General features: G+C 47.9%; 17 protein-coding genes and 3 pseudogenes. 19 read left to right on the top strand and 1 reads right to left on the bottom strand.

Going from position 1 to position 15,096, the window contains the following annotated elements; all coding sequences use genetic code 11:
* Positions 1 to 101 precede the first annotated feature (101 nt).
* From WGC32_RS01910 to WGC32_RS01885, 6 genes and pseudogenes are all read left to right on the top strand, one after another.
* The gene (locus tag WGC32_RS01910; RefSeq protein ID WP_342680501.1) at positions 102 to 1,721 is read left to right on the top strand and encodes a recombinase family protein; all 1,620 of its coding nucleotides are present in this window, start codon (positions 102 to 104) and stop codon (positions 1,719 to 1,721) included.
* 189 nt (positions 1,722 to 1,910) lie between these two features.
* A complete protein-coding gene (locus WGC32_RS01905) occupies positions 1,911 to 2,273 on the top strand; it encodes a helix-turn-helix domain-containing protein (protein ID WP_022742028.1) in 363 nt (120 codons plus the stop codon).
* Entirely contained in the window at positions 2,233 to 2,622 is a 390-nt protein-coding gene (locus tag WGC32_RS01900; RefSeq protein WP_009296082.1) for a TnpV protein, read from the top strand. Before WGC32_RS01905 ends, WGC32_RS01900 begins: the two co-directional genes overlap by 41 nt.
* 16 nt (positions 2,623 to 2,638) lie before the next feature.
* A pseudogene (locus tag WGC32_RS01895) lies at positions 2,639 to 3,037 on the top strand (DUF3658 domain-containing protein); the annotation flags it as partial.
* 150 nt (positions 3,038 to 3,187) lie between these two features.
* Entirely contained in the window at positions 3,188 to 3,598 is a 411-nt protein-coding gene (fosXCC, locus tag WGC32_RS01890; protein WP_024725385.1) for a fosfomycin resistance hydrolase FosXCC, read from the top strand.
* A gap of 45 nt (positions 3,599 to 3,643) precedes the next feature.
* Positions 3,644 to 4,231 (top strand): annotated as a pseudogene (locus WGC32_RS01885) (DUF3658 domain-containing protein); the annotation flags it as partial.
* Between the two features lie 60 nt (positions 4,232 to 4,291).
* On the opposite strand, the gene WGC32_RS01880 reads toward WGC32_RS01885, so the two are convergent.
* Complete coding sequence (locus tag WGC32_RS01880) at positions 4,292 to 5,098, bottom strand: helix-turn-helix domain-containing protein (RefSeq protein ID WP_006873172.1); 807 nt, start codon at positions 5,096 to 5,098, stop codon at positions 4,292 to 4,294.
* A gap of 483 nt (positions 5,099 to 5,581) precedes the next feature.
* Here WGC32_RS01880 and WGC32_RS01875 point away from each other — a divergent pair, with 483 nt between their 5' ends.
* From WGC32_RS01875 to WGC32_RS01815, 13 genes and pseudogenes are all read left to right on the top strand, one after another.
* Entirely contained in the window at positions 5,582 to 5,770 is a 189-nt protein-coding gene (locus WGC32_RS01875) for a hypothetical protein (protein ID WP_054328105.1), read from the top strand.
* Positions 5,767 to 6,108: a DeoR family transcriptional regulator gene (locus WGC32_RS01870; RefSeq protein WP_054328106.1), complete on the top strand. Its 342-nt coding sequence runs from the start codon at positions 5,767 to 5,769 to the stop codon at positions 6,106 to 6,108. The genes WGC32_RS01875 and WGC32_RS01870 overlap by 4 nt, the downstream gene beginning before the upstream one ends.
* Entirely contained in the window at positions 6,101 to 6,397 is a 297-nt protein-coding gene (locus WGC32_RS01865; protein WP_009296086.1) for a DUF3847 domain-containing protein, read from the top strand. The genes WGC32_RS01870 and WGC32_RS01865 overlap by 8 nt, the downstream gene beginning before the upstream one ends.
* A gap of 311 nt (positions 6,398 to 6,708) precedes the next feature.
* Positions 6,709 to 6,963, top strand: a complete 255-nt coding sequence (locus WGC32_RS01860; RefSeq protein WP_006575072.1) for a CPCC family cysteine-rich protein — start codon at positions 6,709 to 6,711, stop codon at positions 6,961 to 6,963.
* 57 nt (positions 6,964 to 7,020) lie between these two features.
* Complete coding sequence (locus WGC32_RS01855) at positions 7,021 to 7,530, top strand: hypothetical protein (RefSeq protein WP_006873177.1); 510 nt, start codon at positions 7,021 to 7,023, stop codon at positions 7,528 to 7,530.
* Positions 7,531 to 7,724: 194 nt separating this feature from the next.
* Positions 7,725 to 9,305, top strand: a complete 1,581-nt coding sequence (mobQ, locus tag WGC32_RS01850) for a MobQ family relaxase (protein WP_173102493.1) — start codon at positions 7,725 to 7,727, stop codon at positions 9,303 to 9,305.
* 64 nt (positions 9,306 to 9,369) lie between these two features.
* Complete coding sequence (locus WGC32_RS01845) at positions 9,370 to 10,014, top strand: CHC2 zinc finger domain-containing protein (RefSeq protein ID WP_117461919.1); 645 nt, start codon at positions 9,370 to 9,372, stop codon at positions 10,012 to 10,014.
* Entirely contained in the window at positions 9,983 to 11,320 is a 1,338-nt protein-coding gene (locus tag WGC32_RS01840; protein WP_173104114.1) for a virulence-associated E family protein, read from the top strand. Before WGC32_RS01845 ends, WGC32_RS01840 begins: the two co-directional genes overlap by 32 nt.
* A 241-nt stretch (positions 11,321 to 11,561) precedes the next feature.
* Entirely contained in the window at positions 11,562 to 11,759 is a 198-nt protein-coding gene (locus tag WGC32_RS01835) for a hypothetical protein (protein WP_003020324.1), read from the top strand.
* On the top strand, positions 11,760 to 13,430 hold the full coding sequence (locus WGC32_RS01830) for a recombinase family protein (RefSeq protein WP_342680500.1): 1,671 nt from the start codon (positions 11,760 to 11,762) through the stop codon (positions 13,428 to 13,430).
* 90 nt (positions 13,431 to 13,520) lie between these two features.
* A pseudogene (locus WGC32_RS01825) lies at positions 13,521 to 13,604 on the top strand (Maff2 family mobile element protein); the annotation flags it as partial.
* 17 nt (positions 13,605 to 13,621) lie between these two features.
* A complete protein-coding gene (locus tag WGC32_RS01820) occupies positions 13,622 to 14,494 on the top strand; it encodes a VirB6/TrbL-like conjugal transfer protein, CD1112 family (protein WP_087221667.1) in 873 nt (290 codons plus the stop codon).
* Between the two features lie 13 nt (positions 14,495 to 14,507).
* Positions 14,508 to 15,092 carry an MT-A70 family methyltransferase gene (locus WGC32_RS01815; RefSeq protein ID WP_087221665.1) on the top strand — a complete coding sequence of 195 codons (585 nt, stop codon included), beginning with the start codon at positions 14,508 to 14,510 and terminating at the stop codon, positions 15,090 to 15,092.
* Positions 15,093 to 15,096: the final 4 nt, after the last annotated feature.

Raw genomic sequence — 15,096 nt, 5'->3', positions numbered from 1 at the left:
AGAAGCAGATTTGACACTTTTGCCGCTATACAACCAGCCCTATTCCGTGGTACAATGAAACCACGGAATAGTGGGGCTGGCTGTCGGAAACGGAGGATTTTATGTTAAGACAAGCCACCCAAAACCTCATTACCGCCCTTTATCCGAGATTGTCCCATGAGGACGAATTGCAAGGCGAGAGTAATTCCATATCGAACCAAAAACGGATACTCGAAACCTTTGCAAAACAAAATGGCTTTACCAACCTGCGCTGGTACACCGACGACGGCTATTCCGGCGCGAACTTTCAAAGGCCCGGTTTTCAAGCCATGCTTGCAGACATTGAAGCCGGGAAAGTGGGTACGGTTATCGTCAAGGACATGAGCCGGTTAGGGCGAAACTACTTGCAGGTAGGGTTTTACACGGAAATGCTGTTCCCCCAAAAGGGCGTGCGTTTTATCGCTGTCAACGACAATGTGGACAGCGCAAACGGCGGCATGGACAATGATTTTACCCCTCTGCGAAATCTGTTCAACGAATGGCTGGTGAGAGATACGAGCAAGAAAATCAAGGCAGTAAAACGAGCAAAAGGCATGAGCGGCAAGCCCGTTACCAGCAAGCCGGTCTATGGCTATCTCATGGACGAGGACGAGAACTATATCGTTGACGAGGAAACCGCGCCGGTTGTCCAGCAGATATACCAGCTTTGCCTTGCCGGGAATGGCCCGACCAAGATTGCCCGTATGCTTACGGAGCAGCAAATCCCCACGCCGGGGACGCTGGAATACCGCAGGACGGGCAGCACCCGCCGCTACCACCCCGGCTATGAGTGCAAATGGGCGACGAACACCGTTGTTCATATCCTCGAAAACCGGGAGTACACCGGCTGTCTGGTAAACTTCAAGACGGAAAAGCCCTCTTACAAGGTCAAACACAGTGTAGAGAACCCCGTGGAGAAGCAGGCCATTTTCCCCGACCACCATGAGCCGATTATCGACACGGAAACATGGGAGCGCGTGCAGGAGTTACGCAAGCAGCGCAAACGCCCGAACCGCTATGATGAAGTGGGGCTGTTCTCTGGTATGCTGTTCTGCGCCGACTGCGGCCATGTGATGTACCAGCAGCGGTATCAGAACAAGACCCGCAAGCAGGATTGTTACATCTGCGGCAGCTACAAGAAGCGCACCCGCGACTGTACGGCGCACTTTATCCGCACCGACCTGTTGACCGCCGGTGTCCTTTCCAATCTCCGGCAAGTGACCGAGTATGCCGCCAAGCATGAGAGCCGCTTTGTGAAGCTGCTTATCCAGCAGAACGAGATCGGCGGCAAGAGAAAGACCGCCGCAGCCACCAGGCAGCTTGAACAGGCGCAGGAGCGCATTGCCGAAGTGAGCCGCATTATCAAGCGGCTGTATGAGGACAATGTGAACAGCAAAATCAGCGACGAGCGTTTCATGGAAATGTCGGCAGACTATGAGCAGGAACAGCGGGAACTGAAAGACCGCGCCGCCGCTTTGCAGGCCGAACTGGACAAGTCGCAGGCCGCCACCGTCAACGCGGAAAAGTTTATGGGTATTGTCCGAAAGCACCTTGCCTTTGAGGAACTTACCCCCACCCTCTTGCGGGAAATGATTGAAAAAATCGTCGTGCATGAGTGCAGCTATGACGAGAACGGCACCCGCAGGCAGGACATTGAGATTTATTACAGCTTTGTCGGCAAGATTGACTTGCCCGAAGCCTAACGCCCGACCTATCCGACACAATGGCCAAGTGCCGGATAGGAACGGCAAAATTTTTTACACTTCTATTACTTCTTTATCGTACATAAGCAAAATCACAAGGGGTCAAGCAGTTCATGGCTAATTAAAGGGAACAAAAAAGAAAGGAAAACCAATCCAGACGGTATCAGCGGCAGGATACAAGAATAAATTTTGATTTCACAAGATTGGTGCTATAATAAGAGAAAAGTTCCTGCCGGGGCAGCCGCCCCGGTGGTATGGATAGAAAGGCAGGAAAACAATATGCACATCAGCTATAAACCACTCTGGCACACACTGTTAGAGCGTGATATGAGGAAAGAGGATTTAAGGCTTGCTGCTGGTATGACAACAAATATGATTGCCAACATGAGCAAAGAGGGAAAGCACATCAGCATGGATACATTAGCCCGTATCTGCGAAACGCTGAATTGTGAGATTACCGATGTGATTGAGTTAGTACCAGACGAGCCTGCTTCCACAGGAGGTAAGGAACATGAGAGAATTGAAACCAAGAATAACGGAAAACGGAATTGATTATATCCTTGTCGGAGATTACTACATCCCGGACTTGAAACTGCCGGAGGAACACCGCCCTATCGGAAAGTACGGACGGATGCACCGGGAATATTTAAGGGAAGTCCACCCAGCCAGATTGAATACATTGATACTGACCGGAGAATTGTGGACATATCTTGCAGACCTGAACGAACAGGCACAGGAACGGTTAGACACTATCATGGAGCAGATGAAAGCCACCGAGGGCGTGACAGAGGAATTGAAGCGAACTCAACAAATGGAATGGGTGCAGCGTTGTAATAACATTCACAACCGGGCAGAAGAAATTGTTTTGCATGATATAATTTATTCATACGGGAGTAATTAAATCGGAGGTATATAAGATGATTGAAATTGTATTTGGTGAAAGTGCCTGTGGAAGTTTGAAAATTGCCCAAACTTACGGTAAGGGAAAGTATAGAGGAAGTGCAGTTTCGGTCTTTATGAGGCACGAAGATGGGAGTGTTCCATCTTCAGATGAAATGAAAGAAGCACAAATTCAAGCACAGGAACAAGAACATATTGCTTGGGAGAATGCTATTCCATTGGGAGGCAAGAGCAGTGATGTTTATTGTTTTGATATGGCTCTTAGTGTGGGAGATATTTCTGATAATGGAATTGGCGAACAGCGGAAAAATGTTCTCAAGAAAATGCTGTCTGTCTGGTTTGTAGAGGATTTAGACTATCAGGTTGAAGAAAAAATACAGAAAATTAGGGTAAAAAATAGTTACATATTACAAAAAAATGAGTTTGACACAATAAGAATTGAGTAAAACTCATAACATTAAATCAGAGGTAAATCTTTTGATTTTGAGATATAATAGAAAATAAGTTAGTGAACAACAGTAGAATTATGTGAAGTAGAGACTATTTATATTTTGGGGGTGGGAAAGTTGATATATGGAATTAGTCATATTACTTTTATTGTCAAAGACCTAGATAAAGCCACAAAATTTTTTAAAGAAATTTTTGAAGCCAAAGAAATTTATTCAAGCGAAGACAAAAAGTTTTCTATATCCAAAGAAAAATTTTTCTTGATAAACGACCTTTGGATTGCAGTTATGGAAGGAGAGGAAATGGAAAAAAGCTATAATCATATAGCATTTAAAATAGATGAATCGGATTATGAAATGTACCTTAAGAGAATAGAAAACCTTGGTTTAGAGATAAAAGCTGGGAGAAAAAGGGTTATAGGAGAGGGGAATTCAATATATTTTTATGACTATGATAATCATCTTTTCGAACTCCACACTGGAACATTGGAAACAAGACTTCTTCGCTACCAAAAAGAACCAACAGATTAAATTTAATAGTAACTAATCAGAAGTATTGTTAATTATAATTATATTACATTGTCTTCGGTTATTGAACGATATGTAGCTGGAGAAGAAGTTCGTATTTGGTATAGCTATAATCCGGATGAACTTTGCGGTATGTACTGGCTTATGAAACAACTTCGACCATTAAACTGTCAGACAACAATTTATTTGGTTAAGTTACCTGCCTGGGAATATGGAAAAGAAAATACTATGACATCCAAAATAGCATGGGGTGAGGTTTCTCCTGGCGAATGGGGAAAATATATAACTCTACAAGAAAAAGCTAAGCCTGTATTTCTTTCAGCTTGTGCTATGAAATGGAATCAACTTCAAAATGAAAATGCACCTTTGCGTGCAATGCTAAATGGTAAATTGCAAAGTGTTTCAGAAGATATATATGATAGTTTCATTCTTCGTGAAATTGCGGAACAGCCAGAGCAATTCAAAATGGCTATTGTTATAGGTAATGTTTTAGGAAAATATCAACTTGGAATTAGTGATGTATGGATTTCTAATCGCATTGATAAAATGCTTGAAGATGGTGTGTTGGAAATTATACAGGACGCACCAAAGGGAGAAACAAATTATCGCCGGATATTAAGAAAACGAATGAAATAATAACCACAGCAAGAACCGCTGCTACATGGAAGGCACCCCAACCATGCAACAGCGGTTTTTTTACCGTTTTTTCCTCTGGCTGATAGGCGTTCCCATTTTCTTTGATTTTTTGAGAATCCGAATCAGCCAGCGAAATTCTTCGTCTGACAGATTTTTATAGTTGATACCGAGCTGCTTGCAGTAAAGGACAACCAGCTTTTCATCCCGGCTGCCCTTGAAATTTTCGACTGCTTCGAGATTTTCTTTCAATTCATCGGCAACGGTGGTCTGGGGCGCACTCTCACTGTCCTTTTTGTGGGCTTCCCGAATATCCCGGATAATCAGGTTGAGGTCATCCAGAACCATGTGACTGAAATACTCATCATCACTGATATGGGCGGCTTGCAGCACTTTCAAATGCGGGTCATCTTCGCCTGGGCGATACCGTTCAATGATTTCATGCCGGACGGTATCGACAAGTGCATTGAGGTTTTGAATCTGCATGGTAGCAATCCCGTCCACATAAATCTCAATGTCTGCAAGAAACTTGATAAAATCTTTATGTGTAGCAAGCTCACAGAGCAGACGGTTGTTAATCCGACCGCTTTTCAGCAGTGCCACCATCTCATCATTCAAATGCAACTCCGTCAATGGTGTGTTGATCTGCTCCCTGTTCTCTATCCGGCACAGTAGATAATCAACAGAGACCCCATAGAAGTCTGCCAGCGTGATAAGGTTGCCATGATTGATTTCCTTAAAATCCTCTTTTTCATAACTTCCAAGAGCTGATTTGGAAATGCCTGTCAGCTTTGATAGTTCTTCCAGATTTAAGCCTTTGTCCTTGCGGAGTTCCCAAAGGCGTTCCTGTATGCTTGTTGCTCCTTTCATGGGCGCACGCTCCTTTCCAATGGTTTCATTGCTGCCGCTTATCTGGATTATATCACACTTTCCGCAATCGTGGAAATTTCTGATTTTTACCCCTAATTCCTACTTTGTGGACATACGGCACAGGGCACAAAAATGTTCTATGATACAGGTAGTTCATCGATGGATTATTCCAATCGAATGACCAGCCTGTGTGGGATATGCTTCCCCGGCGATGTAGCGCCATGACTTTTGGCAGGGATGTGGAGGAACCCTGACCGAAACGAGCGTACCAAAGGGAGCGATACGCCGCTGTGAGATTCAGGGGAGGAACGACACCGGGGAGAACTGGCGAACTGACACCGAAATGATACCGAAACACGACAATCTGATAGGGGGATAGTCTACCCTATCGCTGATACTTCGGGAGATTTTAATCGGCTCTATGACCGTAATTTTGCCGAAAATCGCCCCGAAACCATACACTAAAACGGGAGGAAATACAATATGCCGAGAATGAGCAAAAAGAGGAAGCATGAGCTTTCCTTTTACCTCAATGACCGGGGGCGTGTCACTTACAACGAATTATGCCGGAAATGCCAGCATGGGTGCAAGCAGAGCTTCCGGGCGGTTGTGATTGACTGCCCCCGTTATTTATCCAAACGATCAAAGAAAAAGGAGGAACACACCGAATGAATTTTGAATTTATGACGATAGACACACCATTGCCGCCCTGTATGCCATTTCCCAGAGCGTTGACAGGATTTCCAGTCAGCAGCACCGCAAAGGTCATGTACTGCCGGATGCTGGACGCTATGCTATCCAAAGAGCAGGAGGACGAGAACGGAATCCTGTTTGTCTGCTTCCCTGTCACAGCCATTGCCGCAGTCCTGTCCCGCAGTCCCATGACGGTCAAGCGTTCTCTGAATGAACTGGAAAACGCCGGACTTATCATGCGGGTGCGTCAGGGCGTGGGAGAACCGAATAGGATTTATGTGCTGATACCGGGAAAGGAGGACGCTGCCCTTGCCTGATACCTCGAAGCTGGAAAAGCTCAACCGGGAGCTGGAGAAAAGCGAAAAGAAACTGCGGAAAGCCATCAATGATGAAAAGGCATTGCAGCACCAGTTAAAGCAGCTTACCCGAAAGGAACGGACGCACCGGCTCTGCACTCGTGGCGGTATGCTGGAAAGTTTTCTGCAAGAGCCGGAACGCCTAACAGATGATGATGTCATGCTGTTGTTGAAACTCATTTTTCACAGGCAGGACACGCAGGAACTATTGAAAAAAATGCTGGAACGGGAGAAGCCGGAAACCCCTTAGTTTACTAAGGGCGCAATTATACACCACCCAGAGGTTGGTGCATTGCGTTCTCCGAAGGCTCCTCGCCGGAGAGCTGTGATTTTCCGCAGTCATGGTCTGCTCCAAATCAAACAGGGGACGCTACACTTCCCCTGCGCTGGCTGCAGCCAGCTACCCTTTTGTGGACTTGCCTGTTGGGGACACCTTGCGGTGCAAGCTGTTCCCAGCCGACAAGTTTCATAAAATATGCTATCTTTTCGATAATCGATGAAGTATAATAAAGTCAGAAATAAATCAGGAATTTGAGGTCAAGGCTTAAACGTGAGGTTTATATGAAAAAATACCAATGTCCTTGCTGCGGATATTTTACCTATAATGTTCCGGCAAATGAAGATTGTGGGTATATTTGCCCCGTTTGTTTTTGGGAGAATGACCCGTTCATTGCTTCTGATAACGAACCAAGCGACTCTAATCATGGAATAACGCTAAAAGAAGCGAAATCCAATTTCTCAAAATTTGGTGCTTGTGAAAAAGAAATGTTATGTTATGTCCGACCACCAAGAGATGATGAAAAAGAAATTTCATAGCGACAACTTCCAACTTGTAGAACTGAAAAATTAGAAGTTGTAAAGGAGTGTGATAAAATGGAAACACTTTTTGACCAATACAAAGAACTGAATATAAATGGCTCTTTGATTTGTCTTGAACAAGTTGAAGATATTTATTCTTACTTCTGCTATCCGACCAATGCAAAGGCAATAGGTTTTGAAGGAAGTATTATGTATTGCTTTATTGAGCCGTATGGGGAAATGGTTTTTGCCTGCAATCCTGATACTTGTGCAGATGTTTTTGTTTATCCACTGGCAAGAACCTTTGAGGATTTTATGAGACTTATTCTTGCTTGTGGTTCTACTAATCCTATTGAGCAGATTATTTGGATGGACAAAGACAAATTTGAAAAACACCTCAAAGAGGAAGAAGCAATCCGCACAGAGGAACAGAAAGCGACATTAAGTTATCTTGAAACAGAATTAGAAATTTCCCCTATTGATAACCCTTATGACTATGTAAAAGAACTGCAATCTCGCTTTGACAATAGTGGCATTGAGTATAGTGATGAATACTATGATGTTTTGGGGATTGATAGAAAATAACAACAAATAAATTCCAGTTCGTCAGCTTCACATCGGGTCAACTTGTCCCGAACTTTTACAACTAAATACCCGCCGCCCACACAGCGGCACACCGAGCAGGAAATCTGAAAGAAAGGTTTCCTGCTTTTTTTCTGCCCAAAATGAGGTGGTAAAACGCCACCCCGTCCACCAATTAGCGAAAGGAGGGACACGAAATGCCCTGTCCACACAACGAAATCACGATTGTTCAGCGCAGTCAGCGGCAGTCTGCGGTTGCCGCCGCTGCTTACCAGAGTGGCGAAAAACTGTTCTGTGAATATGACCAGCAAGTGAAGCACTACCCGGAAAAGCGTGGTATCGTCCACAATGAAATCCTGCTCCCACCTAATGCCCCACAGGAATATGCAGACCGCAATACTTTGTGGAACGCCGCCGAAGCGGTGGAAAAACAATGGAACTCCCAGCTTGCAAGGCGGTGGGTGCTTACCATCCCCAGAGAGATACCGCCCGACCAGTATGCTGTCCTTGTCCGGGAGTTTTGCCAGAAGCAGTTTGTTTCCAAAGGCATGATTGCTGACTTTGCCATCCATGACCCCCATCCGCCGGGACACAATCCCCACGCCCATGTCATGCTCACTATGAGGGCAATGGACGAACATGGAAAATGGCTTCCCAAGAGCCGCAAGGTTTATGACCTTGACGAAAACGGGGAACGGATAAAACTTCCGTCCGGCAGATGGAAAAGCCACAAGGAGGATACGGTGGATTGGAACGACCAGAAGTATTGCGAAATCTGGCGGCATGAATGGGAGGTCATCCAGAACCGCTATCTGGAAGCCAATGACCGTCCGGAGCGTGTGGACTTGCGTTCCTATGCCAGACAGGGGCTTGATATTGTCCCCACTGTCCATGAGGGGGCTGCTGTCCGGCAGATGGAAAAGCGTGGTATCCAGACGAATATCGGAAACCTGAACCGGGAAATCAGAGCCGCCAACAGTCTGATGAAGTCCATCCGGCAGCTTATCCAAAACCTCAAAGGCTGGATTACCGAGCTGGGAGAAAAACGGAAAGAGCTGCTTGCACAAAAGGCGGCGGAGGAAGCGACACTTCTTCCCAATCTGCTGATGAAGTACATGGAGATACGAAAGGAAGAACGGAAGGACTGGACAAGGGCTGGACAGAACCGGGGGACTTCACAGGACTTAAAGGCAGTCAGCGAAGCCCTGTCCTATCTTCGGCAAAAGGGGCTTTCCACTGTGGAGGACTTAGAAGCATTTCTGGAATCTTCCGGGAAATCAGCCGCAGATTACCGCAATCAGATGAAGCCAAAGGAAGCCCGCAGCAAAGTGATTGACGGGATTCTTGCCAGCCAGACAGCCTGCAAGGAATGTAAGCCTGTCTATGAGAAGTACCAGAAGATATTTTTTAAGAAAACAAAGGAGAAATTCAAACAGGAACACCCGGAGGTTGCCCGGTATGCGAAAGCCGCCGCCTACCTTGCCAAGCACCCAGACGATAAGGACAGTACCCAAAAGGAGCTGCAAGAGGAGCAGGAAAAACTTCTCAGCGAAATCGCAGAGCTGAAAGAACCTTTGACCGAGGTACAGGCTGATTTGAAGAAGTTGCGGGACATCCGCTACTGGGTACGGAAAGCTACACCCGGCACAGAAGAAAGCAAAGAGCCGCCCAAGAAGCAGCCTATCAAGGAAGTCTTGCAGGATAAGGCTGACGAGAAAAAAGCACAAAGAACTGTCCCGGCACAGACGAAACACAAACAACAGGATATGGAACTTTAACAGGCACTTGCCATTTTCAATCAGAGAATGTCAGGTGCTTTTTTGTTTTCAAGGAGGGATAGATTTGAATGTATTTGAAGCTGTGAAGCAGTCCGTCACAACAAGACAGGCTGCGGAGCATTATGGAATCCATGTAGGTCGGAACGGGATGGCTTGCTGCCCGTTCCATAATGATAAAACCCCAAGCATGAAGCTGGATCGGCGTTACCACTGCTTCGGCTGCGGTGCGGATGGGGATGTGATTGATTTTGCCGCCGCCCTGTATGGGCTGGCAAAGAAAGAAGCCGCCGTACAACTGGCAAATGACTTTGGGCTTTCCTATGAGGACTGGAAACCGCCGGGAAAGGCAAAAAAGCCCAAGCCCCGGCAGAAATCCCCGGAGGAACAGTTTCAGGAAGCAAAGAACCGCTGCTTCCGTATCCTTGCCGATTATCTCCACCTGCTTCGGGCATGGAGAACGGAATATGCCCCGCACTCCCCAGAGGAAGCCTTTCATCCCCGGTTTGTGGAAGCCTTACAAAAGCAAGCCCATGTGGAATATCTGCTGGATGTGCTGCTGTTCGGGGAGACAGAGGAAAAAGCGGCTTTGATTGCGGACTACGGAAAGGATGTGATACAGCTTGAACAGCGAATGGCAGAGCTTGCAGCCGCAGACGCAGCAAGAACTAAAAAACACCATGAACGCCATGCAGCCGCCCCAGAGCATTGAGGAAATCAAGGCGGGGCTGGAAACCACCGAGAAAGGCGGTGTCCGCCAGAGCATACGGAACTGCCTGACCGTATTCCAGCGTGACCCTCTGCTTTCCGGGGCTATCGCATACAACATCCTGACCGACCGCAAGGACATCATAAAGCCCATCGGTTTTCACAGAGAAAGCACAGCCCTGAACGATACGGATATGAAGTATCTGCTTCTCTATCTGGAAGAAACCTATGGGCTTACCAATGAGAAAAAGATTGATAATGCCATCGGGATTGTGGCGAATGAAAACAAGTACCATCCCATCCGGGACTACCTAAGTGCCCTTGTGTGGGACGGGACAGAACGAATCCGTTTCTGTCTGCGGCACTTTCTGGGGGCTGACGCAGACGATTACACCTATGAAGCGTTGAAGCTGTTCCTGCTGGGTGCAATCTCACGAGCCTTTCAGCCGGGGTGCAAGTTTGAAATCATGCTTTGTCTGGTAGGCGGTCAGGGGGCTGGAAAGTCCACCTTCTTCCGTCTGCTGGCAGTCCGGGACGAGTGGTTCTCCGATGATTTGCGGAAGCTGGACGATGACAATGTGTACCGTAAGCTGCAAGGTCACTGGATTATCGAAATGTCGGAAATGATGGCAACCGCAAACGCCAAGAGCATTGAGGAAATCAAGTCATTTTTAAGCCGGCAGAAAGAGGTTTACAAGATACCCTATGAAACCCACCCAGCAGACCGCCCCCGTCAGTGCGTGTTTGGCGGCACTTCCAATGCCCTTGACTTCCTGCCCCTTGACCGTTCCGGCAACCGCCGCTTTATCCCCGTCATGGTGTACCCGGAGCAAGCCGAGGTTCACATTTTGGAGGACGAAGCCGCTTCCAGAGCCTATATCGAGCAGATGTGGGCGGAAGCGATGGAGATTTACCGAAGCGGCAGGTTCAAGCTGGCTTTCAGCCCCGACATGCAGCGGTATCTGAAAGAACACCAGCGGGATTTTATGCCGGAGGACACCAAAGCCGGAATGATACAGGCGTATCTTGATAGGTACACCGGGAGCATGGTCTGCTCCAAGCAGCTCTATAAGGAAGCCTTGAACCATGCCTTTGACGAGCCGAAGCAATGGGAAATCCGGGAAATCAACGAGATTATGAACCAGTGCATTTCTGGCTGGCGGTACTTCCCGAACCCAAGAATGTTTTCCGAATATGGCAGACAAAAGGGCTGGGAGCGTGAAAACCCGGCAACGGACTCCGGCAACCCGTCTGAAAAAACGATGGACGGTTTTGTGGAGGTCACAGAACAGATGGAGCTTCCGTTCTGAAAATGGCAGCCCGTTGCACCCCCTGTTGCTATCCCGTTGCCGAGCCGGTTGCCGGGGAAAATCCCGAAACTATCGGCTTTTCTCCCCTATGACAACCAAAACAACAGAAAAATAAAAGAAAAGTATAAATAGTAACCATCGCCAGATTGAGATTGTTTGCAAGGTCTTTTGAAGCCCGTTGCCGGACTTCGTTGCCGACACCCTCTGTCTGGCTATTTTCATGTATGGAGGATAACTGCCTATGGCAAAAAACAAAACAGAGATTCATGTTACAACGGTGTTTGACGGGGAGCTGGACGCAACCGATGTGTTCGTCAGCCTGATTTCCCAGAAATACGGTAAGACAAATACGAAAGAATATCTTGCTAAAAGGAAAGATATGAGCTATAATGAAGATGAGGTTCAAAAGAGCCAGATACCGTCTGGATTGTGTGGGTAAATGGCTATGATGAACGAAATGGAATACAGAACAACCGGTTCGGCACTTGCCGGAGGGTATCGTGCAGCGGTCTATTGCAGGCTGTCAAAGGACGATGACCTGCAAGGCGAAAGTGCCAGTATCGCAAACCAGCGTGATATGCTGGAAAAATACTGCGAAAAGCAGGGATGGGAGGTTGTGGCAGTCTATCAGGACGATGGCTTCACAGGTCTTAATATGGAGCGTCCTGATTTACAGAGAATGTTGAGAGCCATTGAGCGCAGGCAAATCAACCTTGTCATCACGAAAGACCTCAGCCGACTGGGGCGGAACTATCTGCAAACCGGGCATTTGATTGAGGACTTTTTCCCAAGAAACGGTGTCCGCTATATCGCCATGAATGACGGTATCGACACCCTGCGGGATAACAACGATATTGCCCCGTTCAAGAATATCCTGAACGAGATGTACAGCAAGGATATTTCCAAGAAAGTCCATTCCTCTTATCTTCTGAAAGCGCAGAAAGGACAGTTTACCGGGTGTCTTGCCCCGTTTGGGTATCGGAAAGACCCGGAGGACAAAAACCATCTGCTCATTGACGAGGAAACCGCCCCGATTGTGCGACTGATTTTCGGATATGCCCTGAACGGTCATGGTCCGAACTATATCCGCAGACGGCTGGAGGAAGAAAAAATCCCCTGCCCCACATGGTGGAACCGGGAACGGGGGCTTCGCAATACCCGCACCAAATGGGAAAAGAAAGACCCAGAAAAAGGACGGTATATGTGGGACTTCTCCGTTATCAAAGACCTTTTGATGAATCCCGTCTACACCGGGGCGATTGCTTCCCAGAAAAAAGACTACCGTTTCAAAATCGGCACGATTGGGGAAAAGAAGCCGGAGGACTGGATTGTGGTGGAGGGACAGCATGAACCGCTGATTGACCGCATGAGCTTTGACATTGTGCAGAACAAGCTGAAATCCCGCCAGCGTCCGGGGCAGACCAATGAAATCAGCCTGTTTGCCGGATTGATAAAATGCGGCGAGTGTGGGAAGTCGCTGACGATACGCTACACAAACGCAAAACATCCCCAGCAGATTTATTCCTGCAAGACCTACAATGCCTTTGGAAAGAACCACTGCACCCAGCACCGGATTGACTATGACACCCTTTGCAGCCATGTGCTGCGGAAAATCAGGGAATGTGCCAGAGCTGCCCTGATGGACGGGAAAGCGGTTGCCGACCGCCTGACTAATACCTGTGAAGCCGAGCAGCGGGAACAGCGGGAAGCAATGGAACGCTCCCTTACAAGGGACGAGGAACGGATTGAGGTTCTGGATAAAATGGTCATGCGGCTTTATGAGGATATGATTGCAGGGCGTATCAGTGAGCAGAATTTCAACACCATGCTGGAAAAGACACAGACCGAGCAGACGGAGCTTAAAGCAAAAGTGTCCGAGGGCAGGAAGCGGCTGTCCGATGAAGCCCAGCTTGCCAATGACGCAAAACAATGGGTGGAAGCCATTCAGGAATATGCCAACATCACAGAGCTGGACGCAGCCACCCTTAACCGCTTAATCAAAGAAATCGTCGTGCATGAGCGCATTGACGAAGATAAAACAAGACACATTTCTATCGAAATTCATTTTAATCTCAAACCCATCCCAGAGGTGGAACAGGTCACTGCCTGACCTGTCCTACCGGGACGGTTCTCTTAAAAACACCATATAGATTTTTTGTACGCCGCCGCCCGCCATCGAGCAGAGTTTTACACCTAATTGGGGATAAAACAACTTATGGCCGGAGGTGGTGTCATTCTGCTGGGCCTGAAGGTGGTTCCCCTGCTGTCTGGTCTGCTCGGTTAATGTATGGGTAACGGCCTATGGATTTTATCATCGACGCAATAACAGAATGGATTAAGGATTTCCTGATTGAAGCCATCACGGGAAACCTGTCGAATATGTTTGGTGATGTAAATACAAAGGTCGCTACTATCGCAGGGGAAGTTGGAAAGACGCCGGAGCAATGGAACTCCGGCGTCTTCTCCATGATTCACAGCCTGTCCGAGTCTGTAATCGTCCCCATCGCGGGCCTTGTGATTGCCGCAGTCCTGTCTTATGAACTGATCCGCATGGTCATAGATCGGAACAATATGCACGATTTTGATACCTTCATCTTCTTTAAGTGGATTATCAAAGCCGGGATTGCGGCCTACGTCGTCAGCCATACATTCGACTTTATCATCGCCATCTTCGAGGTGGCACAGACAATGGTGCAGCAAAGTGCCGGGGTCATTGACGCAAACGCCAGCATTGATATTTCGTCGGCACTGGCTTCCATTACCACTGAACTGGAAGCAAAGGGGCTTGGCGAACTCTTTGCCCTGATGTTGGAAACCTGGGTGGTCAGCTTCGCCATGACGGTGATGGGCGCACTCATCACGATCATCCTCTACGGCAGAATGATTGAAATATACATCTATGCAAGCGTGGGGCCGCTGCCCTTTGCCACCCTTGCCAACCATGAGTGGGGAAATATCGGCACCAACTACATCCGGGGCCTGGTTGCCCTGGGGCTGCAAGGCTTCTTAATCATGGTCATTACCGGAATATATGCGATTTTGGTCAAAAGCCTGTCCATATCCGGCGGCGACCTTCACGGAGCCATCTGGACTTGTGTTGCCTACACCGTCCTGCTCTGTTTCAGCCTGTTTAAGTCAGGCAGCGTAGCAAAAAGTATTCTAAACGCCCATTAAAGGAGGTGGACGAGTGAGTGAACCTGGAAAATATTCTGTAATCTATGCCGATCCACCCTGGCATTATCGGGTGTGGAGCAAAAAGGGCACGGGCCGCTCTGCGGAAAGCCATTATTCCACTATGTCACTGGAGGATATAAAGGCGCTGCCGGTTCATCTGCTGGCAGCAAAGGATTGCACCCTGTTTCTTTGGGTGACGTTCCCGCTGTTAAAAGAAGCGTGGCCGGTATTGGATGCCTGGGGATTTACCTATAAATCCGTCGCCTTTGTTTGGGTGAAGCTAAACCGGAAAGCGTCCACCCTGTTTACGGGCATGGGCTACTGGACACGGGCCAATGCGGAAATCTGCCTGCTGGCTACCAGAGGGCACCCAAAGCGTGCTAATGCCGGGGTACATCAGGTGATTTTGTCCCATATCGAGGAACACAGCAAGAAACCGGAGGAAGCCCGCAGCCGCATTGTCCGGCTGATGGGTGATGTGCCCCGGATTGAGCTTTTTGCCCGCAGCCGTGCGCCGGGATGGGATGTGTGGGGCAACGAAGCGGCTGCCTCCATTCAGGGGTGGCCGCCACGAGAGAACTTACGGGAGGTGAGTTGATTGG

Source organism: Zongyangia acetica (genome assembly GCF_038739695.1).
Taxonomy (GTDB): domain Bacteria; phylum Bacillota; class Clostridia; order Oscillospirales; family Ruminococcaceae; genus Zongyangia; species Zongyangia gallinarum.
The sequence above is the reverse complement of the archived record's forward strand: the minus strand, read 5'-3'. Positions and strand labels throughout refer to the sequence as shown.

Bases quoted from the DNA above. Each gene is read 5' to 3' on its own strand.
- WGC32_RS01875 (WP_054328105.1), top strand. From the start codon at position 5,582: ATGCCGAGAATGAGCAAAAAGAGGAAGCATGAGCTTTCCTTTTACCTC.
- WGC32_RS01855 (WP_006873177.1), top strand. From the start codon at position 7,021: ATGGAAACACTTTTTGACCAATACAAAGAACTGAATATAAATGGCTCT.
- WGC32_RS01910 (WP_342680501.1), top strand. From the start codon at position 102: ATGTTAAGACAAGCCACCCAAAACCTCATTACCGCCCTTTATCCGAGA.
- WGC32_RS01820 (WP_087221667.1), top strand. From the start codon at position 13,622: ATGGATTTTATCATCGACGCAATAACAGAATGGATTAAGGATTTCCTG.
- WGC32_RS01900 (WP_009296082.1), top strand. From the start codon at position 2,233: ATGAGAGAATTGAAACCAAGAATAACGGAAAACGGAATTGATTATATC.
- WGC32_RS01880 (WP_006873172.1), bottom strand. From the start codon at position 5,098: ATGAAAGGAGCAACAAGCATACAGGAACGCCTTTGGGAACTCCGCAAG.
- mobQ (WP_173102493.1), top strand. From the start codon at position 7,725: ATGCCCTGTCCACACAACGAAATCACGATTGTTCAGCGCAGTCAGCGG.
- WGC32_RS01870 (WP_054328106.1), top strand. From the start codon at position 5,767: ATGAATTTTGAATTTATGACGATAGACACACCATTGCCGCCCTGTATG.
- WGC32_RS01835 (WP_003020324.1), top strand. From the start codon at position 11,562: ATGGCAAAAAACAAAACAGAGATTCATGTTACAACGGTGTTTGACGGG.
- WGC32_RS01840 (WP_173104114.1), top strand. From the start codon at position 9,983: ATGAACGCCATGCAGCCGCCCCAGAGCATTGAGGAAATCAAGGCGGGG.
- WGC32_RS01860 (WP_006575072.1), top strand. From the start codon at position 6,709: ATGAAAAAATACCAATGTCCTTGCTGCGGATATTTTACCTATAATGTT.
- WGC32_RS01830 (WP_342680500.1), top strand. From the start codon at position 11,760: ATGGCTATGATGAACGAAATGGAATACAGAACAACCGGTTCGGCACTT.